The organism is Xanthomonas hortorum pv. pelargonii, assembly GCF_024499015.1.
GTDB classification, from domain to species: Bacteria; Pseudomonadota; Gammaproteobacteria; order Xanthomonadales; family Xanthomonadaceae; genus Xanthomonas; species Xanthomonas hortorum_B.
Map to the genome: position 1 here is coordinate 453,156 of NZ_CP098604.1, position 22,846 is coordinate 476,001.

Here is a 22,846-nt window from a genome sequence, read left to right on the forward strand (position 1 = left end):
CGTCTTGGCGCGTGGTCGGCAAGAATCAGTCACCTTCTCCGCTTGGCTGCCTTCATGCTCCTGCGCAACTTGGCTTCTGCCTGCCTGCTCGCGTTGTTGTTGCCCGCTGCCGCCAATGCGGCCTATCGCAGCCCGCAACAGATTCTGGACAGCTCGCCGGCCAGCGCATGGCGTGTGCTCGACCCGGACCGCACGCTGTACATGGAACTGGACGGAGGCCGGGTGATCATCGAACTGGCGCCGCAATTTGCGCCCGCGCATGTGGGCAACATCCACACCCTGGCGCACGAGCGCTTCTGGGACGGGTTGACCATCTATCGCTCGCAGGACAACTTCGTGGTGCAGTTCGGCGACCCGGATGGCGAAACGCCGGCCAAGGCCAAATCGCTGGGCTCGGCGAAGACGCATCTGCCGGCCGAGTTCGAACGCGCATCGCAGGGCCTGGATTTCCAGCGCCTGCCCGACAGCGATGGCTGGGCGCCGCAGGTGGGCTTTGTCGATGGCTTTCCGGTCGGGCGCGACAGCGCCACCGGCAAGACCTGGCTGGCGCATTGCTACGGCACGCTGGGCGCAGGCCGCAACAACGACGAAGACAGCAGCATCGGCGCCGAGTTGTACGTGGTCACCGGGCAATCGCCGCGCCAACTGGACCGCAACATCACCGTGGTCGGCCGCGTGGTCAAAGGCATGGAATTATTGAGCGTGACGCCACGCGGCCCGGACCCGATGGGTTTCTACGAAGACCCTGCGCAACGCGCACCGATCCGTGCCATTCGCCTGGCCAGCGAAGTGCCGCTGCCCGAGCGCACGCCATTGCAGTTGTTGCGCACCGACAGCCAGACCTTCCGCGATGTGGCCGAAGCGCGCCGCAATCGCAAGGACGATTTCTACAAACGCCCTGCCGGACATATCGATCTGTGCAATGTGCCGTTGCCGGTGCGCGCGCCGCCGGCGAGTTGAATCGGGAATCGGGAATCGGGAATCGCAAAAGCTTTAAAGAGCAGGCCGCGACACCGCGCTTGCTCAGCGGGCGCGCTGACTGAAGGCCACGCTGCCCAGGATCAGCACCGCGGCCACCAGCATGGTCCAGGTCAACGGCTCGCCCAGCAGCGACCACGCCAGTAATGCGCCGAACACCGGCACCAGATAGGTCACCGTGGAAGCGCGCGCCGGGCCGATGCGCTGGATCAACCGGTAATACATCAAAAACGCCAACCCGGTGCACACCACACCGAGTGCGGTGGCGCAGGCCCAGGCCACCGCCGGCACCGGCGTGGTCGGCCACTGCCACCACGCCAGCGGTGCCAGCAGCAAGGCGCTGCAGCCCAGCGTGGATGCCGCCGATGCGGCAGGTGGCAGATCGCCCATATGGCGCTTCACCAGGTTGTAGCCGATGCCGTACAGCAGCGACGCGGTGGCGCCAGCCAGCGCCGCAGGCCCCACGCTCAATCCAGCCGACTTGCCGGTGGCCAACACCAGCACGCCGATGAAACCGATCAGCAACGCCAGCGCGCGACGCGTGCCGATCTTCTCGCCGAAAAACAGAAACGCGATCAATGCGGTGAACAACACCGTCATTGCATTGCAGATCGCACCGACCGCGGCCGGCGCGTGTTGCGCACCCCAGGCGAACAACAAAAACGGCAATGCAGAGTTGAGCACGCCGATCGCTGCCAGCATCGGCCAGCGCTGCAAGGGGAAGCGCTCGCGCGCCAGCCACAGGAACGGCAACAGCACCAACGCACCCAGCGCCAGGCGAATTTCCACCAACACCACGGTGCCGAACTTGGGCGCGGCTACGCGCATGAACAGGAACGAGCAGCCCCAGACGATGCCGAGGAAACCCAGTTCCAGCGGGGTGCGCCATTCGCGTGTTACCGCTCCCGGCTGTGTCGACGGTTGCGCACTCATGAACGTGCCTCCGGACGCTGCCTTGATGTGCTGAAACCGCAGGAAACAACACCAGGCAGGCAAACGGACATGGCACGATCATCGCTAAGGGGTAATGCAGCATCGGTTGCAACCGCAGGCACGACAAGCGCGTAATATCGAGGCGAGCCACAAATCTCACTCATGCCTCGATGAATCTGCGTCCGACCCTGTTACCTGCGCTGGGCGTGTTTGTCGCCGCTGCGCGCCACCAGAACTTCGCGCATGCCGCCGAAGAGCTGCACCTCACTGCCAGTGCGGTCAGCCACCACGTACGCAAGCTCGAAGCGTTGCTTGGCGCAACCTTGTTCCAGCGACTGCCACGCGGGGTCAAGCTCACCGCCGAGGGGCGTCAACTGGCCGATGCCGCCAGTGCCGCGCTGGCCGAGATCGCCGCGGTGGCCGGCAACCTGCATCCACGCGAAGACGCCATCCCGCTGCGCGTGACCACACTGCGTTCGCTGTCGTATTGCTGGCTGTTGCCGCGGCTGCCGCGCTTTTGTCGCGCACACCCGCATATCCGCATGGACCTGCAATCGGACGCGGCGTTTTCGCGCTTCGAAGAAGGCGGCCCGGATCTGGGCATCCGCTATGGCCAGGGCGCATGGCCCGGGTTGACCTCGCATCATCTGATGGACGACGAGCTGTTTCCGGTTGCGTCGCCGTCCTTGCCGGAGGTCGCCGCACTGCGTATGCCGGCGCAGATCGCGCAATTGCCGCTGCTGAGCGACATGTCGCCGCAAGGCTGGCGCGACTGGTTCCGCGCCGCGCAGGTGCGCGGCACCACGCTGCCGCCAATGCACACCTTCAACGACAGCACCGACGCCATGCGCGCCGCAGTCTATGGCCTGGGTGCAGTGCTGGCGCGCAAGCACATCGCGCAACCGTATCTGCAGCGTTACGAGCTGGTGCGCCTGCCCGGCCCCACCCTCAAGGCCCGCTACGCCTACTACATCGTGCACCCCAGCCATCGCGTTCCCAGTCCTGCGGCGACGGCCTTTATCGACTGGCTCAAACGCGAAGCACTGGACGAACGCACGCCGATGCCGGCGCTGCCGGCCGAGTTGGTGACGTTGCCGGAAAGCGAGACCTTGAGTGAGGCGCGTGTGGGTCGACGATCGCGCAAAGCGTCGGCGTCGGAATGAGGTCGCGCAGGAATCGTCTTCGCATACAACGCGGCGCGATCACTCCTTCTGCCGCCGGGACATTGCCTCCTTCATGGGAGAAGGTGCCCGAAGCAGCAGCAGCGAAGTCTGGATCGGCTGTCCCTTCTCCCTCCGGGAGAAGGTGCCCCGAAGGGGCGGATGAGGGTACGAGCGAAGCCTCGTGCAGTTAGACGACACAGAGGCTTCGCCCCGTACCCTCACCCCAACCCCTCTCCCGACGGGAGAGGGGCTTCATGTCGAGCGGGGAAAGCGCTCGTTGGGCTACACAGTCGATGGAGCCTCTAACGCGCACCATCACCTCGTTTTTTCCTGTCGATGCCTAGGCTTTAGCTCCCCAACCCCTAGGACATTCCCATGCCAACTCTTCGCATGCGTATCACCGGCACCGACGACGACGCGCGTGCCATTGCCAATCTGCTGCAAAGCATCGAAGGCATCGAGCACGTGGAGGAAGTGGACGATCTGATGCCGCATCTGGACGACGACGATTCCAGCTCGGCCGGTCTGTCCGACGACGAAGGTCCGGGCAGCCACGAGTTCGAAGTGGAAGCCGGCAACGAAGCCACCGCGCAGAAGGTGCGCGATGCCGTGCAGGAACTGGCGCTGCAACTGGACGTGTTTGTCGAATACGAAGTCGACGAAGGCTGAGCGCGCCGCAGCGACGACTGCGCGGCCATGGCGCACGCGCGGTCCTCGCTCAGCGGTGTTGCATCACAGCGTTCGCTGCAATGCCGCCTGCGTCAGGCAGGCGGCGCGCACAAGCACTCTCGCTTTCTAAATAAAGCTGAGCACGTGCAAGCTGGTGCAGCATCGCCGACCAGCTTGACCACTGGACCAAAAATGCTGCGCTGAGCCCGGCAGCTTCTCGACGTCACCGCGCAATGCGGCGCCGCCGCGCACGCCAGCGCCAGGCCTGCAGCAGCAACCAGCCGGCAATCACCGCGACCACGGCGACCGGCAGCAATGCCGCAACCGCGCGTATCACGAAGGCCACGCTGGACGCGAACACCTGGCCGAACTCGGCGCCCGCTTCGGCAATCTCGCCCCTGCCCTGCTCGCCACCGGTGCTGCGGAAGTTGAGCGTGAGCAGTTGCGTGCGCACACGGCGTTGTTGCTGCGCCGCTTCTTGCTGCGTCTGTTGCGCCTCGGCTTCGATTTCGGCCAGGCGCTTGGACAATGCCAGCAGATCGGTCACCGCCAGATCGCGGCGTTGCTGCAATTCCAGCAAGCGTGCGTGTTCTTTCTGCAAACGCGCCTGCGCCAGGCCGGTGTCGGCGATCTGCTGCGCCAGGTCCTCGGCGCGCGTGCTGCGCGCAGCGACATCGCCGTGCTGGCCGGCCAGTTGCACCATCGGCTCGATGCCATCTGGCGCCAGCCGCACGCTGACGCTGCCGCTGGGGTCGCGACCACCCGTTTGTTCGACCGCCAGCAACGCGCAGTCGCCAAACTGTGCCGCCTGGCAGGCATTGCGCACCGCCACGATGCGTTGGCCGATCTGGTCGGCGGGCAGCTCGATGCGCACATCATGCTCATACGCCAATGCATTGCCTTGCGCGGCGGGCGGTGCCGGCGCCGGAGCACCGCCGTCTGCGGCCATCTCCGCCGAGTGCCTGGCGCACCCACTCAGTGCCCAGCCCAGCAGCAACCCGACCGCGTAACGCTGCACGCCGCGCCTCATCGGCTGGCTCCATCGACCGCATGTACCTGCAACGCGGTCAGATCCAGAGTGGGAAGGCAGCGCACATTGACCGCCACACTTGCCTCGCCGGTTCGGGGATTCATGCCCTCGCTGAACGGGGCAATGCCGCAGTGCGGGCAATGATGATGGTCGAGATGATGTTGATTGAAGCGGTAGGTTCCCAGCGCCTCCGGCTCACTCTGCAGACGCAATTGCGTGCGCGTCCCGAACCACAGCAGGCCGCCGCGGCGACGGCACAGCGAACAATTGCAGTCGTACGCCTCGGTGATCGGCGCATCGGTCTGAAGATCGAACGCGATGCGTCCGCAATGACAGCTACCGGCGTAGTGCATGGTGATCCTCCTTGGAATCAGGCCACTCTAAACCAATGGCGGATGCGGACAAGCGCACACATGCCTATGCTGGCGGATTGCTTCGATCGGAATCCACCATGCGTCAACGCCTGCTCGTCCTCGCCCTGCTCGCCGGCCTCAGCGCCTGCCAGCAGCAGCCCGAATCACCGCGCGCCGGCACCAGTGATGCCAGCACCCAGGAGGCGCAGACGCCGGACGCGCGCTTTGCCGCACTGCCCAAGCGTGCACTCGACACCTGGATGCAGCTGTCGCCGGTCACCGCCACCCAGACCGGCGATCACCGCTTCGACACCCAGATCGACGACCTGAGCACCGCCGGCCGTCAGCACAGCCTGGATGCGGGCAAACAACTGCTGGCCGAGCTGGATGCCATCGAGGTGGCCAAGCTGTCGCGCGAGAACCAGGTCGATGCCGCGATCCTGCGCAATCAGCTGCAATCGGAAATCTGGAACACCGAGGTGCTGCAGAGCTGGGCCTGGGACCCGCAGGTCTACAACGGACTGGCCGGCAGTGCGCTGTACGGCCTGATGGCGCGCGAGTTCGCGCCGCTGCCCGAGCGGCTGACCTCCGCCACCCAGCGCATGGAGAAGATTCCCGGCATCTTTGCGCAGGCGCGCGAGAACCTGGACCCGGCCCGCGTGCCGAAGATCCACGCCGAGACGGTGGCCAAGCAGAACAAGGGCATCCTCAGCATCGTCGATACCTTCATCGCACCCAACATCGGCCAGCTCGGCCCGATCGAAGCCGCGCGCGCGCAAGCGGCCATCGACAAGCTGCGCAAGGCCGTGGCCGAGCAGCAGACCTGGCTGGACACCGTGCTGGTGCCCAATGCCAAGGGCGATTTCCGCGTCGGTGCGCAGATTTACGATCAGAAGCTGAAATTCGCGCTGCTGTCGTCGCTGTCGCGCGCCGACATCAAGCAGCGCGCAGAGTCCGAACTCAAGCGTGTGCGCAGCGAGATGTACGGCATCGCCCGCACGGTGCTCAAGGACAAGCCCGGCGCACCGAAACTGCCCGCTGCCCCCAGCGACGATCAGCAGCAGGCCGCCATCGAAGCAGCGCTGGGACTGGCCTATGCCGACAAGCCGGCACGCGACAAGGTGGTGGACGCTGCCAAGGCTGCACTGGCGCAGTCCACCGAGTTCGTGCGTCAGAAGGATTTGATGACGCTACCCGATTCGCCGGTGGACATCATCCTGATGCCGGAATTCCAGCGCGGAGTGGCGGTGGCGTACTGCGATTCGCCCGGCCCGCTCGACAAGCATCTCAAGACCTTTTATGCGGTGTCGCCGATTCCCGACGACTGGAACGAGAAGCAGGTCGATTCCTTCCTGCGCGAATACAACAGCCGCATGATCCACCTGCTCAGCATTCACGAAGGCACCCCTGGCCATTACCTGGAAGGCTGGCACTCGGGCAAATTCCCCTCCACGCTACGCGCAGTACTGCGCTCGGGCATGTTCGCCGAAGGTTGGGCGGTGTATACCGAACGCATGATGCAGGAGCAGGGGTATCTGGATAACGACCCGTTATTCCACCTGGTGCAACACAAGTTCTACCTGCGCACCATTGCCAACGCAATCCTCGATCAAGGCGTACATGTGGACGGCTGGGATCGCGACAAGGCAATGCACCTGATGACCCACGACACCTTCCAGCAGGAGAGCGAAGCCTCGGGCAAGTGGGTGCGTGCGCAACTGTCGTCCGCACAATTGCCGACCTATTTCGTCGGCGTGCAGGAACATCTGGATACGCGCAAGGCGGTGCAGGCCAAGCTGGGCGACAAATTCAACCTGAAGGCCTACCACGACCAGATGCTGTCGTACGGCGCCCCACCGGTGCGCTTTGCACGCGAGTTGATGCTGGATCAGCCGATCGAGTGACCGATCCTTCTCCCCTCGGGAGAAGGTGCCCCGAAGGGGCGGATGAGGGTACGGGCGAAGCCTCGTGTGGCCCAACTGGCGAGTGGCTACGCCCCGTACCCTCACCCCAACCCCTCTCCCGACGGGAGAGGGGCTTAATGAAGAGCTGCCTGCATCCCTTCTCCCCTCGGGAGAAGGTGCCCCGCAGGGGCGGATGAGGGTACGGGCGAAGCTTCGTGTGGTCCAACTGGCCAGTGGCTACGCCCCGTACCCTCACCCCAACCCCTCTCCCGTAGGAGAGGGGCTTGCTGCAGTGATTGCTGCGATTCTGCGGGCAGGCATCAAACCCGCATCATCCAGGTAGCACCACACTCATATGAAACGCGGGCATCTGTGCCAGCGCATATTTCTCATCACCCATCCGCCGCAACAAACCCACCCGTCTGCCGCGCCCACAGCCGTGCATACAGCCCGCCCTGCGCAATCAATTCCGCATGCGTGCCGGTTTCGACGATGCGTCCCGCATCCATCACCACCAGCCGATCCATGCGCGCGATGGTGGAGAGCCGGTGCGCAATTGCGATGACGGTCTTGTTGCCCATCAACGCGTCCAGACTGTCCTGGATCGCCGCTTCCACTTCCGAATCCAGCGCCGAGGTGGCTTCGTCCAGAATCAGGATCGGCGCGTCCTTCAGCAACACGCGTGCAATCGCGATGCGCTGCCGTTGACCGCCCGACAGCTTGACCCCGCGCTCGCCCACATAGGCATCGAAGCCGCGGCGGCCCTCGCCATCCACCAGAGTGTCGATAAAACCTTCCGCGCGCGCCTTGCGCACAGCCTCCAGCATCTGCGCTTCGGTGGCCTGCGGTCGCCCGTACAACAGGTTGTCGCGGATCGAACGATGCAGCAACGAGGTGTCCTGCGTGACCAGGCCGATCTGCCCGCGCAGGCTTTCCTGCGTCACCTGCGCGATGTCCTGCCCATCGATCAGGATGCGCCCCTGCTCCAAGTCGTACAGCCGCAGCAGCACGTTGACCAGCGTCGATTTGCCGGCACCGGACGGCCCGACCAGGCCGATCTTCTCGCCCGCGCGCACCTGCAGATCCAGCCCGGCAATCACGCCGCCGCGTTTGCCGTAATGGAAATGGATGTGCTCGAACTGCACCTGTCCCTGCGTCACCTGCAGCGGCACTGCATCGGGCACGTCCTGCACCAGCACCGGCTGCGAGATGGTCTGCATGCCGTCCTGCACGCTGCCGATATCTTCGAAGATGCCGTTGACCGTCCACATGATCCAGCCGGACATGTTGTGGATGCGGATCACCAGGCCGGTCGCCAGCGTGATCGCGCCCACGCTGATCTGGCCGCGGCTCCACAGCCACAACGCCAGCCCGCAGGTGCCCACGATCAGAAAACCATTGGCTACCGCAATGGCGGTATCCATGACGGTGGTCACGCGCGTCTGGCCGCGATGCTTGACCGTCAACTCATCGATCGCATCGCGCACATACGCCTGCTCGCGGCCGGCATGTGCAAACAGCTTGAGCGTAGAGATATTGGTGTAGCCATCGACGATGCGCCCGGTCGCCTTGGAGCGTGCATCCGATGCGATCCAGGCACGCGCCTTCATGCGCGGCACGAAGAACGCCATCAGCGCCATATACACCACCAGCCAGAGCGACAACGGCAGCATCAGCCACGGATCGGCCTGCGAAAACAGCCACAACGCACTGCCGGTATAGACCACGATGTACCAGAGCGCATCGACCATCTGCACCGCCGATTCGCGCAGCGAGGTACCGGTCTGCATCACGCGATTGGCGATGCGGCCGGCAAAGTCGTTGTGGAAGAACCCCAGGCTTTGCCGTACCACGTAGTTGTGCATCAACCAGCGCGAGCGGTTGCTCAAGCCCGGCACGATCGCCTGATTGACCAGCAGGTTATGCAGGCCGGTGAACAACGGCCGCGCCACCAGCGTGATCAGCGCCATCCACATCAGCTCGCCGGCATGGCGACGGAAGAACTCCGGCCCCGGCCGCTCGGCGAGCATGTCGACGATGCGACCGAGGAAGTCGAACATCGCCACTTCCACCAGCGCGAGCAGCAATCCGGCGATCAGCGTCGCCAGCAGGATCGGCCACAACGGCCGCAGATAATGCAGATAGAACCGCCATACGCTACGTGGCGGCATTTCCCGCTCGATCGGCGGGAAGACATCGATCAGGGATTCGAACCAGCGGAACATTGCAGACACTTTGGAAAAACCGGGAGATCAGGCTAGCCGATCGCGCGTCAAGCCGCAGTGGCGCTCAGGTGTCGTCAGCCGCGCTTAGTCGCGGATGCGCGCAAGCAACCGGTTGACCTCGTCCAGATCGAAATGCGCCGGATCGAAGCGTCCACCCAGTGTCGCCAGCACTTGCACGTGTTGAGCATGGCCAGGGTCGGCGATGATCTGCAGAAATTCCAGGTAGTGCTCGATGCCTTCGCTGTTTTCCGGCGGGCAGGCATTGGCGCCGTCCACGCAACGGGCGCCACGCAGGCCCGCATCCGGCGGCAGGATGGCCTCCACCTGCAGACGATGCTGCCAGCCCGCGCCGCTGCCGTAGAAATAATCGAACCACTCCAGCTCGCCCACCGCGCTTTCCAACGTGACGCGGGCGGCATGCTTGAGCCGTGGGCGGTCGGGAACATCCAGCCCGGACTCGCCGTAGCGGCCGCCACCCAGATCGAACTCGTACGGATGCGCGCTACTCCAGCCCATCGTCGGCTGCAGCACGCGATGCAGCGTTGCCAGGCGCAGCGACCCGGCCACCAGCAATCGGCGCCACACCAGCGGCGTGCTCCCTACCAGCGCGACATGCAGCTGATACACCGGTACGGGTACCTGCACCACCTGCTGTGCGGCTTTCTTTTTTTTGGCCTTGCTCATCGTGTCTTGGCTACCTGTTTGCAGTGCAAGTATGCAGCGATGCGCCACCGACTGCATCGCTGCATACTTGCAGCCGCCCAATTGCAGGTGGCCAATATCGATGACGCATGCAAGGACGCAAGCAAGCGCACCCAGGTGGCAGACGCGCTCTCAGTACCTCGCAGCGGGGCGTGGCGGCATCAAGTAATTCCACCGCAGCGCGACGCCAGTTTGTCCCTGCATCTACAAAATCTGCGAAACAACCTCAGCGCTGCTGCAGACTCGGCACCGCATCGGTCAAGTGCGCATGGCGGCGCATGATCCAGTTGAACAGCGGCGTGGCCATCAGCGTGGACAGGATCGCCATCAGCACCAGCACCGAGAACAGGCCTTGTTCGATCACGCCGGCCTGCAACCCGATATTGATGATGATCAGCTCCATCAAACCGCGTGCATTCATCAGCGACCCGATCGCCATCGCATCGCGATTGTTCTCGCCGGTGATCCGCGCAGCGGCCCAGCAGGCCAATCCCTTGCCAATGAACGATGCCGCCAAAATCGCCACGCCGGCCAGCATGATCTGCGGCTGCAGCAGCACGCTGAGCTGGGTCTTGAGACCGGAATAGGTGAAGAACATCGGCAACAGAAAGACCACCACGAACGGCTGCATCATCTCGCGCAGTTTTTCGGTCAACGCGCCCCTGGGCAGGCAAACGCCGAGCAGGAAGCCGCCGAACACGGCGTGGATGCCGATCGCATCCATCGCCCAGGCGCTGAGGCAGAACAGCATCAGGATCACCGCCAGCACGCCATTGCTCAGCGGCTGGTCCGCCACCACGTAATTCTCGAGCCGCCGCAGCAAATGGCGGCCGACAAAGATCATGAACAACGCATAGGCCACGCCACCGCCGATGGCCAGATACGCGCCCCCCCAACTGCCGCCGAAACTGGCCAACACGATCGCCAGAATGCACCACGCCGCCGCATCGTCGAAGGCGCCGGCCGTCAACGCCAGCGTGCCCAACGGGCTGTTGGTCAGACCGCGCTCGTGAATGATGCGCGCCAGCATCGGGAAGGCGGTAATGGCAATGGCCGCGCCCAAAAACAGCGAAGCTTCCGTCAACTTGGCTTTTTCCGAAAACAAGCCATCCACGTTGATCAGCCACGGACACATCGCAAAGGCCAGCGCGAACGGCACCGCAATTCCGGCTAACGACACGCTCATCGCGCTGCGATAGCGCGCGCGGAAATGATCGCTGCGGAAGTCGGTACCGACCAGGAACATGTACAGCCCCACGCCGAACTGGGCCAGCACGTAGAGCACGTCCAGGGTCTGCTTGGGAAACAGCGCCGCCTGCACATCCGGCAGCAACATGCCGAACAACGAAGGGCCCAACGCCACGCCGGCAATCATCTCGCCCACCACTTGCGGCTGCCCCACCCGCTTGGCCAACAAACCCACCAGACGGCAGATCAGCAAGATCACTGCAGCCTGCAAGAAGAAATACACCGACATCTGCGGAGTGGTCATGCGCAAGGCAACATCTTTGAGGGTGCGCGGATCATATCGAGCCGTGCCAGCGGGCGATAGCCATCGTGCAGCTGCCACGCAGGCATCGCCCGCGGTCGGCAGGGCTGTGCTGCACCGGCAAGCCAAGCGACGTGGTGTATGCGCGCCGAGCTCGGTTGCCCGCACGCGCCGTGATCAATGCCTTGCTGACGCCCGTGCTGCAGAGCAGATGGCGATCCCGATGCGGTGCAGTCGGTTGGGGGTAGCACTGGACGATGCGCCCAGGCTGCCGTGGCCGCCAGCCACTACACGCTCCGTGCAGTGGCTGTGCCTGCGGTCGCAACCAACGACGCATCACTTCTGCGTCGGCTGCCCTTCTGCAACCGGCGTCAACACCAGATCCTGGAAATCGAAGCTGAAATCGGTCAACGGCGAGATCGCCTCCATGCGCATTTCGCGTACCGCGCCATCCGGAGTCAATGCGAAATTGACGAAGGCATCGGCATTCAAGCTGCGGTCGTCCCAGCGCACGATGAAGCTATCGTGCTGCCAATGCTCCAGCGTGCCGATCAGCTGCGCGGTCTTGGAAAACTGCAGACGCAAGCGCTTGCCGTCCTGGCGAATCACCACATCGCCGTACCACGGGTCGCGATAGGTCGCTGCATAACTGCGCAACGGCAACGACGGCGTGGAGCGCGCCGCGCGTGCGTCCAGATGCTTCTTCCAGCTGGTGTCGGCATCGCTGTCGGCCTTGTCCACCGCCTTGGCATAGGCGGCCGTCCAGTCGGTGGCCGGCACCTGCAAGAACGCATCCAGCACCTGCAAGGTCACCGCATTGAACGCGGCACCGACTTCCTGGTTGGTCAATACCACCACGCCCAGGTGTTGGTCGGGCACCAGGGTCAGCCGCGACACCATGCCCGGCCAGCCACCGGTGTGCCACACCAGCCGATGGCCGCGATAATCGCTCAGGCTCCAGCCTTCACCGTAGCCGGCAAAGTTGGGGCGTGCTGCGGCCAGCTCCGGTACCGCCGGCTCGGCGATCGCAATCGGCGTGATCATCGACCACATGTCCTGCTGCCGCTTGGCACTGAACAACGCAGTGCCATCGGGCAACGCGCCAGCGGCCAGTTGCAGCTTCATCCACAGCGCCATGTCGTGCGCGCTGGAATAGATACCGCCGGCACCGGAGTTATTGGACCAGGTCAACGGCGCAACCGTGCGCAGCTCGGTGAAGTCGTATTTGGCATGACCCACCGCCGCGTTGTCGCCGGGCTGCAGATGGTCGGCATTGAAGCGCGTCCCACGCATGCCGACCGGTGCGAAGATGCGTTGCTGCAGAAACGCCGCATAGCTCTGCCCGGAGACCTGCTCGATCACCTTCTGCGCGACTGCGTAAAGAATGTTGTCGTAGGCGTAGCGGTCGCGAAAACCGCCTTTCAACGGCACCTTGGCCAAGCGCTGCACGACTTCTTCGGTGCTGTAGCTGGTGGTCGGCCAGAACAGCAAATCGCCCGCACCCAGACTCAACCCACTGCGATGCGCCAGCAGATCGCGCACGCGCATCTCGCCGCTGACATATGGGTCGGACATGCGAAACCACGGCAAATGATCGATGACCTTGTCGTCGAGCGACAGCTTGCCCTCGTCGGCCAGCATCGACAGCGAGGCCGCAGTGAACGCCTTGGTGTTGGATGCGATGGCGAACAAGGTATCGGCCTGCACCGGCGCGGGCTTGCCGATCTCGCGCACGCCGTAGCCGCGCTCCAGTACCACCTGTCCATCCTTGACGATGGCCACCGCAATCCCGGGCACATCGAACTGTTTGCGCACGCGCTCCATCTGCGCATCGAACTGCTGCATGCCGGCGGGAAGCTCGGCTGCCTGCGTTGTCGTCATCACGCCTGCCAGCATCAGCACGCCTCCACTCAGCCATCGGTTCAAGGTCACTAGCAAGTCCTTATTTTCTCGATCAAATCGGTCCGCCGGCACTGTCCAACGACAGCGGCAGCGCTGCCACCAACACGCCGTTGGCATCGGCGTACAGCCAATGACCCGGCACGAACGCCACCCCGGCGAAATTCACCGGCACCTCCACCTCGCCCAGATCGCGCCGCTCGGTCCGGCGCGGGCAGGCGCCCAACGCCAGCACGCCCAGCGGCAGCGTGGCGAGAATCTCCACATCGCGCACGCAGCCATGGATCAACACGCCGGCCCAGCCATTGGCCACCGCCTGCGCGGCGATCTGGTCGCCCAGCAACGCGTGCTTCAACGAGCCCTGCCCGTCCACCACCAGCACGCGCCCATCGCCAGGCGTGGCAGCGAATTCGCGCACGCGCGAGTTGTCTTCGAAACAGCGCACCGTCGCAATTGGCCCGGAAAACGCCGCACGCCCGCCGAAGTGGCGGAACAGCGGCTCGGCGACATGCACCTCGGGGAAGCGGTCACACAGATCGGGCGTGGTCCAGGTCATCGGTGCGATCTCAAGCGGCGATATCCGATGGTAGCGGCATGGCAGCGTCCGTGTAAGCCGATGGTCGGCTGGGAGGCAGAAGGGTGTGTCTGCGGCGCTTACGCCTTGCAAGTGCGCGGCGCCGTTTTTTTGAACGGCCACAACGATGCATGACGTCACCCGACCAACTTGATCACCCGTGCATGCCACATGCGCGCCCAGCAGCCCCTGGTCGCTGGGCCTTCATCCCTGCACGCCCGGCGACGCTATCATCCAGCCAGGCATGCCTCGATCTGCCCGCAGCTGGGCACACGTGGCTGTCATTACGCCACTGTGGAGCCCGCCATGACCGACCTATTTGACGCACCCCCGCCCGCGCTCGATGGCATCCATGTCGGCATTGGCGGTTGGGTGTATGCGCCGTGGCGTGCCGGCATGTTCTATCCACAAGGGTTGGTGCAACGGCGCGAGCTGGAATACGCCAGCCGCCACGTCACTGCGATCGAAATCAACGGCACTTACTACGGCGCGCAAAAGCCGGCGACGTACGCGAAGTGGCGCGATGAGGTGCCGCCGGGATTCGTGTTCTCCGCCAAGGCGCCGCGCCGTATCACCCAATCGCGCAAGTTGGCGGGCACCAAGGCGCAGGTGGAAGACTTCATCGGTGGCATTGCCGAGCTTGGCGAAACACTCGGCCCGTTGGTGTGGCAGTTCGAGCAGGGGCATCGCCTGCAGGCCGAGGATCTGGATGGTTTTCTGTCGCTGCTGCCCAAACGCGCCGGCAAGCGCGTGCTGCGGCACGTGCTGGAAATCCGCGACCACGACGCGGTGGACGCCTCGCTACTGGCATTGGTGCGCCAGCATGGCGTGGCCACGGTGTTCACCGATTCGCAGGAGCACCCATCCTTTGCCGATCTATCCACCGATTTTGTCTATGCACGCTTGATGCGCAGCCAGGCGCGTCTCGCTGCAGGTTATCCGGCGCCGGCGTTGGCGCGCTGGGCCGAGCGCATCCAGGCCTGGCGGCGTGGCGAGGATCCGGCGGATCTACCGCACATTGATGCCGAGCCTCAAGCCAAAGCCACACCGCGCGAGGTATTCGTGTTTTTCATCAGTGCTGCGAAGGAGCGTAATCCCGCTGCTGCGATGGCGTTGCTGCATACGCTGGGTTCGCGCTAGTCCCGCCAGCGCGTGCCGCCGTCGGCAACCCGCGTGCATGGCCGCTCGACGTGGTTGGCGCGCAAGCGGCGCGTGTTTGGCGGCATGACGAATTAGGCGACAATGGCGCATGCCCACGAACGATCTGCGCAAGGCGCAACTGCAAATTCATTTCTGCGTCCTGCTCTGGGGCATCACCGCGATCCTGGGCAAGCTGATCACGCTGCCGGCGTTGCCGTTGGTGTGGTGGCGGATGTTGATCGTGGTGGTGGCGCTGGCACTGTTGCCGCGCGTCTGGCGCGGACTGCGCGGCTTGTCCGGGCGGGTGGTGCTGGGCTATTGCGGCATCGGCGCACTGGTGGCGTTGCATTGGTTGACCTTCTACGGCGCGATCAAGTTGGCCAATGCATCGGTGGCAGCGACCTGCATTGCGCTGGCGCCGGTATTTACCGCAGTGATCGAGCCGTGGGTGACGCAGCGACCGTTCCGCCCGCGCGAATTGCTGTTCGGGCTGGCGGTGTTGCCGGGCGTGGCGCTGGTGGTCGGCGGCGTGCCGGATGGCATGCGTGCCGGCGTGGTGGTTGGCGCGATTTCGGCGGTATTTGTCGGGTTATTCGGCTCGCTCAACAAGCGCATGGTGACGCATGCCGACCCGCTCACCGTCACTGCCTTGGAGCTCGGCGCCGGCACGCTGACCTTGACCTTGCTGGCACCGGCAATGCCGCTGCTGTTGCCGTCGTTGCATGGCAATCTGCTGATTATTCCCAGCCTGCACGATGGCGTGCTGCTGCTCGTGCTGTCGCTGGCCTGCACCTTGCTGCCGTTTGCACTGGCACTGGTGGCATTGCGCCATCTCAGCGCCTACTCGGTGCAGCTGGTGACCAACCTGGAACCGGTCTACGCCATCGTGCTGGCAATCGCGCTGCTGGGCGAACAGCGCGAGCTGACCCTGCAGTTCTATCTGGGCGTGGCGATCATTCTCGGCGCGGTGTTCCTGCATCCCATGCTGGAACGCCGGCGCAAGATCGTGCACCCGGAACTGCTCGGCACCGCCGAAGCGAAGAACATCGTCGAGTGACTGCGCAGCGCAATGGAGCATCGACAACTCCCATCGAACCCCATCGTAGGAGCGGCCCAGGCCGCGACAGGCATTATCGATGAAGCATCGGCGCGCGCAGCAGCACCGCCCTACCCCAACGCCACCACCTGATCGCGCCCGCCGCGCTTGGCCGCATACAGGGCCTGGTCGGCGCGCTTGATCACCGCTTCCACGTTTTCCTGCGGATGCAGCGTTGCCACGCCGATGCTTACCGTCACCGGCAGCGCGATCGTCATCACCGCCACGCTCTGGCGCAGGTATTCGCATTGCACGCGCGCCTGCAGCAGATCCACATTGGGTAGCAGCAACACGAATTCCTCGCCGCCGTAACGCGCGATGGTGCCGGCACCGGCGACATGCGCGCGCAACAACGCAGAGAGCTCACGCAGCACCACATCGCCCTGGTCGTGGCCGTGCACGTCGTTGACGGTCTTGAAGTGGTCCACGTCTAGCAACGCCACCGACAACGGCTGGCCTGCCGCACGCGTCTGCTCGGTCGCCGCGGCCAAGGCAGCCGCAAAGGCACGCCGGTTGGGCAAGCCGGTCAATGGATCGGTACGGGTCTGTTCGACCAGGTCCGCGTTCAACGCATCCATCTGCGCGTAATAACCGGCCATCTGCTGCTCGTACCATTCGCGCTCATGCAACTGCTGACGCAGGCGCTTGCCGGCCAGGCGCAACTCCAGCAGATACGAGGCCTGGCGCGATAATGCCTGCAAGGCGTTACGCTGCTCATCGCGCAGATGCGTGGGGCTCTGGTCGAACACGCACAGCGAGCCCAGCGCCATCCCTTCGCTGGTCACCAACGGTGCACCGGCGTAGAAGCGCACCGCAGAAGTGCCTGTCACCATCGGGTTGTCGTGGAAGCGTGGGTCGAGCAAGGTGTCGTCCACCATCAACACTTCATCCGGGCGCAGGATCGCGTGCGCACAGAACGAGATGTCGCGCGGCGCTTCGCCGCGTGGCGCGCCATGCGCAGACTTGAACCACTGGCGGTCTTCGTCCACCAACACCACGGCCGCCATCTGCGTCTCGCACAGCGTGGACGCGATCATGGTGAGATCGTCGAACGCGCGCTCAGGCGGCGAATCCAGCACCTCGTACTGGCGTAGCGCTGCAAGCCGCTCGGCCTCGTTGTCCGGCAATTCCGGTTTGATCACCTGCCCGCTCCCCCAGCTGGCTATTTGCGGCGAAAGTATGACCGAGCGCGTCAGGCTCGACTATCGGGGTGCGCCGGACCACCCGAGACACCGTGTCGCTTCCGTTCAGCCCATGCCTTGCGGCGTCACCAATCGGTGCGCTGCGGCAGCAAGCCGCGCAGTTCCGCATCGCTGAGGTTGCGCCACTGCCCCGGCTTGAGCGCAGCCAGCTTGATGTTATCGATGCGCACCCGACGCAGCTGGGTGACGCGGTAGCCGAATTCGGAGGCCATCAGGCGGATCTGCCGATTCAAGCCCTGCTCCAGCACGATGCGGAAGCCGAATTTGGCGATGCGCGCAGTGCGGCACGGCAACGTGGTCTCGTTGTGGATGCGCACGCCGCGTGCCATGCCACGCAGGAACTCGTCGGTGACCGGCTTGTTGACCGCCACCAGATATTCCTTCTGGTGGCGATTTTCCGCACGCAGGATCTCGTTGACGATGTTGCCATTGCTGGTCATCAGGATCAGCCCCTCGGACTCCTTGTCGAGCCGGCCGACCGGGAAGATGCGCTGCTCGTGGCCGACGAATTCGACGATATTGCCCTTGACCGAGCTCTCGGTGGTGCAGGTGATGCCGACCGGCTTGTTGAGCGCGATGTACACATGCTTGCGGCCACCGGGCTTGCTGGCAGCGCGCGTGCGCAGCGGCTGGCCGTCCACCAGCACGGTATCTTCCTCGCCCACCACCGCACCGGTGCCGGCAGGCACGCCGTTGACGGTGACGCGGCGTTCGCCGATCAGCCGATCGGCCTCGCGGCGGGAGCAGAAGCCGGTTTCGGCGATGTATTTGTTGAGTCGAGTTGTCATCTGCCGATTATCGGCGATTTATCGGCAATCGTGAGCCGTTGCATCTCTCCAGGCACCGCCATCAACGGCAGGGAGGCCTGCACCAGCTCGTCCAGCGGGCATGGGCGATGCAGGCTGAAACCCTGCACCTGGCCCACGCCGGCCTCGCGCAGGCCGGCAATATCGGCTTCCGACTCCACCCCTTCGGCCACCACTTCGATCCCCAGCGCCAGGCCGACCTGCGCGATCGAATGCACTGCGGCGCGATCCACCGCGTCGTGCGCGTAATTGCGCACGAAGCCGCAATCGATCTTCAGCACGTCCACGGTGAACTGTTTGAGATAGCCGAACGAGGCCAGACCGCTGCCGAAATCGTCCAGCGCCACATGGCAGCCATGCGCACGCACGCTCTGCACGAAGCGCTGCGCCTGTTCCAGATTGCCGATGACCGCGGTCTCGGTGATCTCCATGCATAGCTTGGGCACCAGCGTGGGGTAGCGCTCGAACAGCGCACACACGAAGTCGAGAAAATCCGGCTGGGCGATCGATTGCGCCGACAGATTCACATGGCACAGATCCAGTCTCGCCACATGCAGCGGATTGGCCGCCAATTGCGCGCACAAGGTTTCCAGCACATGCACATCGACCATGCGACCCAGGCCATAGCGCTCCACCGCAGGCAGGAATTCGCCCGGGCTCAGCACGCGGCCGTCGCGCGCGCGCATGCGCACCAGCACTTCGTACCGCAGACGTCCCGGGTCGCTCAACACCTGGATTTTCTGCGCATACAACAGCAACCGCTGTTCGGCGATGGACTGCTGCACCGCGCTGATCCAACCACCGTCGTGGCGCCGCCGCGCCAGCGCCAGATCGTTTTCGTCAAAACAGCGAATGCGGTTACGCCCTTCTTCCTTGGCCGCATAACAGGCCAGATCGGCGGCGGTCATCAAGGCGTTGAGATCACTGGCGCCCTGGCGGATTTCCACCACGCCGAAACTGCAGCTGGGCGTCAGCGGCTTGCCGCCCTGATGGCTCCACGGCTGCCCGAGCACGCCGTGCATGTGGGTAAGCACGGCCTGCGCCTGCAGCAGATCGGTATTGGCCAGCAGGATCGCGAACTCATCGCCGCCCAGCCGCCCCAGCCAATCGCCCGGGCGCAGCTGCATGGTGATCACGTCGGCGAAATGGCACAGGAATTTGTCGCCGACCGCATGCCCGAAGGTGTCGTTGACCAGCTTGAAATGATCCAGGTCGACAAAACACAGCGCGTGGCACAGCTGCGGCGATTGCGGTGGTTCGATCAGGCGCAGCAGCCGGCGTTCGATTTCGTGGCGATTGATCAAGCCGGTCAAGGCATCGTGGCGCGCATGGAAAGACACTTCGTCGGCCAGCTCGTGCGCATGCGAGACATCTTCGATCACCGCCAGCACCAGCGTCGGTTCTTCCGGGCCCGGCTCCACCAGCGAGGCGCTCCAGCGCCCCCACATCACCCCGCCGTCGGCGCGCAGAAAGCGCAGTTCGCCGGACTGCATCAATCTGGGCCAATCGATCATGCCGCGGCTGTCCAGCGCGATATCGCCAGGGTGCATCACCTCGGCCAGCGTGCAGGCCTGCAGTTCCTCGGGCCGGTAGCGCAGGATGTTGGCCATCGAGGTGTTTGCATCGAGCACGCGACCGTGCAGGTCAAACTTGACCATACCCAGCGCAGCCTGCTGAAACGCAGTGCGGAAGCGGCCCTCGTGCGAGAGCAGATAATCGCGGATGCGGCGCATCGCCAGCACGCAGGTGGTCAGCACCAGCAGCAAGGTGGCCACGCTGCAGAACACCATCACATCGTGCAGCAGTCGCGCGCAGCGGATCAGCAAGGCCTGAAATTTTTCGGCATCGCCGCGCATGCGCGCATCCAGCAGATGCAGGTCCTCGCGCAGGTTCTGCAGCGCGCGCGGGTCCGGCCGGCTGGTGGCTTGCGCCGATGCCGCCCTGTCGGCCAGTACGCTCAGCTGCAGGATATCGGCGTCGGTGTGTTTCCACAGCGCGATCGCCTCGCTCAGGTATGGAAACACCTGGCCGTAGCGGTACAGCCGTACCATTTGCGGCATGTCCTGGCGGGCATTGCGTCCTGCGGCAAGACCGGCGTACACCGCGTCCCAGTCGATCACCGGCTGTTCGACCGCCTGACGTGCCGCACGATCGCCCAGCGGTACCTCCAGTGCCCGACAGGCGGCCTGCAGGTCGGCTGGATCGCCACTAACGAGATAGCGCTCCAACCAGTACACCGACTCCTGCTGGGCGTTGGACCAATGGCTTTGGCCGACGATCCAGGCGGTGGCGCCGGACTGGACCTCGATCATCAGCGCCGAGAGCATCGCCATGCCGACAGCCACACCGATCAGCAATGCCAAGGGAAGTGTCAGCCAGCCGCGCACCATGTGCATGGTCCGACCACCGCTTTTGCCGCGTGCCGCCTGCGCCATCGCCATCCTCGTCCCCCGCCGCTGCCCAATGCGATTCAGGCGCCCAGTGGGCGCCTGAAGGCAGTAGCGGCCGCAACGACCGAGTCTGTATGGCAATGCGCACCCGGCGAGCACAACTGCCTCACGGACTTAGCATGGCTAACAAAGGGTGGTTCGCAATGGGCAACGCCTGAAGAACCAGACGCGGGATCCGGTATGCGTCAATAAACATACCGATTCCGGAGGCCGACTGCGTGGACCGGGCGGCCGCACGCAGCGGGTTTGTCAGCTCCGCTTACTCGCCGCGCGGCTTGGGCGGACCCTTGCGATGCGGCGCGCCGGCACGGTCCATCGGACGGTTCGGCCCATTCGGGCGACCGGCCGGCTTGCCGCTACGCGGGAAGCGCGGCTTGGACGGCGACGCCGCAGCCTCGCCCTCTTCCAGCTTGCGCATGTTGAGCTGCTGGCCAGACACCCAGACCTTCTTCAGGTGCGTCAGCAATTCGCGCGGCATGTCGGCCGGCAGATCCAGAATCGAATAATCGTCCTGGATGTCGATACGGCCGATGTAGCGGCTTTCCAGACCCGCTTCGTTGGCGATCGCGCCGACGATGTTGGCCGGCTTCACGCCGTGGGTGTGGCCCACTTCGATGCGGTAGCTCTCCATGCCGACCTCCGGCTCGCCACGCGGTGCGACCGGGTCGCGACGCGGACGCACGGCGCCAGCGCCGTCACCGGCAAACGCAGGGCGCTCGGCACGCGGCGGACGCGCAGCGCGCTCGCCATCGGCACGCGGGCCGCGCTCGAACTTCGGCTCGAAGCGTGGGCGCTCGCCACGATCACCGCGGTCATTACGATCGCCGCGATCGGCACGCTCGTTACGCTGCGGTGCGAATTCCTCGCGTGCGCCACGCACCGGCGGGGTCAGCAGGAACGGCGAATCGCCTTGCAGCAACTTGGCCATCGCCGCAGCGATATCGATCGCCGGCACGTTGTTCTCGCTCTCGTAGCGCTGCAGCAGATCGCGATACATCTCGATCTGGCCGCCGGCCAAGGTCTCGGTGATGCGGGTCATGAAACGCGCCACGCGAGTGTCGTTGACCGCATCCACGCTGGGCAGCTGCATTTCTTCGATCGGCTGACGGGTCGCACGCTCGATCGAACGCAGCATGCCCTTCTCACGCGGAGTGACGAACAGGATCGCATCGCCGGTGCGGCCGGCACGGCCGGTACGGCCGATGCGGTGCACATAGCTTTCGGTGTCGTACGGAATGTCGTAGTTCAGCACGTGGCTGACGCGCTCAACGTCCAGGCCGCGTGCGGCCACGTCGGTGGCAACCAGGATGTCCAGCTTGCCGTCCTTGAGCTGGGCAATGGTCTTCTCACGTGCAGCCTGCTGCATGTCGCCGTTGATGGCGGCAGCGGCCAGACCGCGCGCCTGCAGCTTCTGCGCCAGTTCTTCGGTACCGGCCTTGGTGCGCGCGAAGATGATCATGCCGTCGAACGGCTCGACCTCGAGAATGCGGGTCAGCGCATCCAGCTTGTGCAAACCGCTCACCCACCAATAGCGCTGGCGGATGTTGGCCGAGGTGGTGGTCTTGGCCGCGATGGTGACTTCGGCCGGGTCCTTCAGATAGGTCTGCGCGATCCGGCGGATCGCCGGCGGCATGGTCGCGGAGAACAGCGCCACCTGGCGCTTTTCCGGCAACTTCTTCAGCACCGCTTCGACGTCGTCGATGAAGCCCATGCGCAGCATTTCGTCGGCTTCGTCCAGCACCAGCGTCTTGAGCTGGGACAGATCCAGGGTGCCGCGATCCAGGTGATCGATCACGCGGCCGGGAGTGCCCACCACCACATGCACGCCGCGCTTGAGCGCGCTCAGCTGCTGGGCGTAGGGCTGGCCGCCGTAGACCGGCAGCACGCGGAAGCCGGGAATGGCTTCGGCATATTTCTGGAATGCCTCGGCGACCTGGATGGCCAGCTCGCGGGTCGGGGCCAGCACCAGCGCCTGCGGCTTGAGCTGGTTCAGATCGGCGTTGGACAGCACCGGCAGCGCGAACGCAGCGGTCTTGCCGGTGCCGGTCTGCGCCTGGCCGAGGACGTCGCGGCCAGCAAGCAGCGCGGGAATGGTGGCAGCCTGGATCGGCGAAGGGGTCTCGTAGCCAACGTTGGCGACGGCCTTCATCACAGCGTCTGAGAGGCCGAGGTCTGCAAACAGCAGCGGCGCGGGAGATTCTTGGGTCATTGGTAACTCCGGAGGCGCCGCACG

The 22,846-nt window shown here is 64.6% G+C and carries 18 protein-coding genes; 6 read left to right on the forward strand and 12 right to left on the reverse strand.

The features are described from left to right. Positions 1-54 precede the first annotated feature (54 nt). Positions 55-960: a peptidylprolyl isomerase gene (locus NDY25_RS02015; RefSeq protein ID WP_233366407.1), complete on the forward strand. Its 906-nt coding sequence runs from the start codon at positions 55-57 to the stop codon at positions 958-960. A 63-nt stretch (positions 961-1,023) separates the two neighbouring features. Here NDY25_RS02015 and NDY25_RS02020 read toward each other — a convergent pair whose 3' ends face one another. Continuing rightward, positions 1,024-1,911, reverse strand: coding sequence for a DMT family transporter (locus NDY25_RS02020; protein ID WP_115040495.1), 888 nt, complete (start codon positions 1,909-1,911; stop codon positions 1,024-1,026). Between the two features lie 170 nt (positions 1,912-2,081). On the opposite strand from NDY25_RS02020, the gene NDY25_RS02025 reads away from it, so the two are divergent. Together NDY25_RS02025 and NDY25_RS02030 are read left to right on the forward strand one after the other, a co-directional pair. Then, positions 2,082-3,074, forward strand: a complete 993-nt coding sequence (locus tag NDY25_RS02025) for a LysR substrate-binding domain-containing protein (protein WP_168957775.1) — start codon at positions 2,082-2,084, stop codon at positions 3,072-3,074. Positions 3,075-3,449: 375 nt separating this feature from the next. Further along, positions 3,450-3,743: a hypothetical protein gene (locus NDY25_RS02030; RefSeq protein ID WP_023903350.1), complete on the forward strand. Its 294-nt coding sequence runs from the start codon at positions 3,450-3,452 to the stop codon at positions 3,741-3,743. A 223-nt stretch (positions 3,744-3,966) separates the two neighbouring features. Here the strand turns inward: NDY25_RS02030 and NDY25_RS02035 are convergent, their stop codons facing one another. Together NDY25_RS02035 and NDY25_RS02040 are read right to left on the reverse strand one after the other, a co-directional pair. Then, positions 3,967-4,773, reverse strand: coding sequence for a DUF4349 domain-containing protein (locus tag NDY25_RS02035; protein WP_168957776.1), 807 nt, complete (start codon positions 4,771-4,773; stop codon positions 3,967-3,969). Then, positions 4,770-5,126, reverse strand: coding sequence for a GFA family protein (locus NDY25_RS02040; RefSeq protein WP_168957777.1), 357 nt, complete (start codon positions 5,124-5,126; stop codon positions 4,770-4,772). The genes NDY25_RS02035 and NDY25_RS02040 overlap by 4 nt, the downstream gene beginning before the upstream one ends. Before the next feature lie 98 nt (positions 5,127-5,224). Here NDY25_RS02040 and NDY25_RS02045 point away from each other — a divergent pair, with 98 nt between their 5' ends. Beyond that, on the forward strand, positions 5,225-7,030 hold the full coding sequence (locus NDY25_RS02045) for a DUF885 domain-containing protein (protein WP_168957778.1): 1,806 nt from the start codon (positions 5,225-5,227) through the stop codon (positions 7,028-7,030). A gap of 392 nt (positions 7,031-7,422) precedes the next feature. On the opposite strand, the gene NDY25_RS02050 is transcribed toward NDY25_RS02045, so the two are convergent. From NDY25_RS02050 to rraA, 5 genes are all read right to left on the reverse strand, one after another. Beyond that, positions 7,423-9,255: an ABC transporter ATP-binding protein gene (locus tag NDY25_RS02050; RefSeq protein WP_168957779.1), complete on the reverse strand. Its 1,833-nt coding sequence runs from the start codon at positions 9,253-9,255 to the stop codon at positions 7,423-7,425. An 84-nt stretch (positions 9,256-9,339) separates the two neighbouring features. Continuing rightward, complete coding sequence (locus NDY25_RS02055) at positions 9,340-9,939, reverse strand: plasmid pRiA4b ORF-3 family protein (protein ID WP_168957780.1); 600 nt, start codon at positions 9,937-9,939, stop codon at positions 9,340-9,342. 244 nt (positions 9,940-10,183) lie between these two features. After that, positions 10,184-11,449, reverse strand: coding sequence for a cation:proton antiporter (locus tag NDY25_RS02060; RefSeq protein WP_168957781.1), 1,266 nt, complete (start codon positions 11,447-11,449; stop codon positions 10,184-10,186). Positions 11,450-11,782: 333 nt separating this feature from the next. Then, positions 11,783-13,378, reverse strand: a complete 1,596-nt coding sequence (locus NDY25_RS02065; protein ID WP_168957782.1) for a serine hydrolase — start codon at positions 13,376-13,378, stop codon at positions 11,783-11,785. A gap of 22 nt (positions 13,379-13,400) precedes the next feature. After that, positions 13,401-13,901: a ribonuclease E activity regulator RraA gene (gene rraA, locus NDY25_RS02070; RefSeq protein ID WP_168957783.1), complete on the reverse strand. Its 501-nt coding sequence runs from the start codon at positions 13,899-13,901 to the stop codon at positions 13,401-13,403. Between the two features lie 324 nt (positions 13,902-14,225). Between rraA and NDY25_RS02075 the strand changes: the two genes are divergently transcribed. Both NDY25_RS02075 and NDY25_RS02080 read left to right on the forward strand, forming a co-directional pair. Further along, positions 14,226-15,059, forward strand: coding sequence for a DUF72 domain-containing protein (locus tag NDY25_RS02075; protein ID WP_168957784.1), 834 nt, complete (start codon positions 14,226-14,228; stop codon positions 15,057-15,059). A 109-nt stretch (positions 15,060-15,168) separates the two neighbouring features. Beyond that, a complete protein-coding gene (locus NDY25_RS02080) occupies positions 15,169-16,116 on the forward strand; it encodes a DMT family transporter (RefSeq protein WP_168957785.1) in 948 nt (315 codons plus the stop codon). A gap of 110 nt (positions 16,117-16,226) precedes the next feature. On the opposite strand, the gene NDY25_RS02085 is transcribed toward NDY25_RS02080, so the two are convergent. From NDY25_RS02085 to NDY25_RS02100, 4 genes are all read right to left on the reverse strand, one after another. Beyond that, entirely contained in the window at positions 16,227-17,297 is a 1,071-nt protein-coding gene (locus NDY25_RS02085) for a GGDEF domain-containing protein (protein ID WP_006449921.1), read from the reverse strand. Between the two features lie 125 nt (positions 17,298-17,422). Continuing rightward, a complete protein-coding gene (locus NDY25_RS02090; protein WP_006449920.1) occupies positions 17,423-18,145 on the reverse strand; it encodes a pseudouridine synthase in 723 nt (240 codons plus the stop codon). After that, positions 18,142-20,598, reverse strand: a complete 2,457-nt coding sequence (locus tag NDY25_RS02095; protein WP_256627739.1) for a putative bifunctional diguanylate cyclase/phosphodiesterase — start codon at positions 20,596-20,598, stop codon at positions 18,142-18,144. The genes NDY25_RS02090 and NDY25_RS02095 overlap by 4 nt, the downstream gene beginning before the upstream one ends. A gap of 274 nt (positions 20,599-20,872) precedes the next feature. Further along, positions 20,873-22,822: a DEAD/DEAH box helicase gene (locus NDY25_RS02100; RefSeq protein WP_168957786.1), complete on the reverse strand. Its 1,950-nt coding sequence runs from the start codon at positions 22,820-22,822 to the stop codon at positions 20,873-20,875. Positions 22,823-22,846: the final 24 nt, after the last annotated feature.

Bases quoted from the DNA above. Each gene is read 5' to 3' on its own strand.
- rraA (WP_168957783.1), bottom strand. From the start codon at position 13,901: ATGACCTGGACCACGCCCGATCTGTGTGACCGCTTCCCCGAGGTGCAT.
- NDY25_RS02060 (WP_168957781.1), bottom strand. From the start codon at position 11,449: ATGACCACTCCGCAGATGTCGGTGTATTTCTTCTTGCAGGCTGCAGTG.
- NDY25_RS02050 (WP_168957779.1), bottom strand. From the start codon at position 9,255: ATGTTCCGCTGGTTCGAATCCCTGATCGATGTCTTCCCGCCGATCGAG.
- NDY25_RS02040 (WP_168957777.1), bottom strand. From the start codon at position 5,126: ATGCACTACGCCGGTAGCTGTCATTGCGGACGCATCGCGTTCGATCTT.
- NDY25_RS02015 (WP_233366407.1), top strand. From the start codon at position 55: ATGCTCCTGCGCAACTTGGCTTCTGCCTGCCTGCTCGCGTTGTTGTTG.
- NDY25_RS02020 (WP_115040495.1), bottom strand. From the start codon at position 1,911: ATGAGTGCGCAACCGTCGACACAGCCGGGAGCGGTAACACGCGAATGG.
- NDY25_RS02025 (WP_168957775.1), top strand. From the start codon at position 2,082: ATGAATCTGCGTCCGACCCTGTTACCTGCGCTGGGCGTGTTTGTCGCC.
- NDY25_RS02090 (WP_006449920.1), bottom strand. From the start codon at position 18,145: ATGACAACTCGACTCAACAAATACATCGCCGAAACCGGCTTCTGCTCC.
- NDY25_RS02100 (WP_168957786.1), bottom strand. From the start codon at position 22,822: ATGACCCAAGAATCTCCCGCGCCGCTGCTGTTTGCAGACCTCGGCCTC.
- NDY25_RS02035 (WP_168957776.1), bottom strand. From the start codon at position 4,773: ATGAGGCGCGGCGTGCAGCGTTACGCGGTCGGGTTGCTGCTGGGCTGG.
- NDY25_RS02055 (WP_168957780.1), bottom strand. From the start codon at position 9,939: ATGAGCAAGGCCAAAAAAAAGAAAGCCGCACAGCAGGTGGTGCAGGTA.
- NDY25_RS02030 (WP_023903350.1), top strand. From the start codon at position 3,450: ATGCCAACTCTTCGCATGCGTATCACCGGCACCGACGACGACGCGCGT.
- NDY25_RS02080 (WP_168957785.1), top strand. From the start codon at position 15,169: ATGCCCACGAACGATCTGCGCAAGGCGCAACTGCAAATTCATTTCTGC.
- NDY25_RS02075 (WP_168957784.1), top strand. From the start codon at position 14,226: ATGACCGACCTATTTGACGCACCCCCGCCCGCGCTCGATGGCATCCAT.
- NDY25_RS02095 (WP_256627739.1), bottom strand. From the start codon at position 20,598: ATGGCGCAGGCGGCACGCGGCAAAAGCGGTGGTCGGACCATGCACATG.
- NDY25_RS02045 (WP_168957778.1), top strand. From the start codon at position 5,225: ATGCGTCAACGCCTGCTCGTCCTCGCCCTGCTCGCCGGCCTCAGCGCC.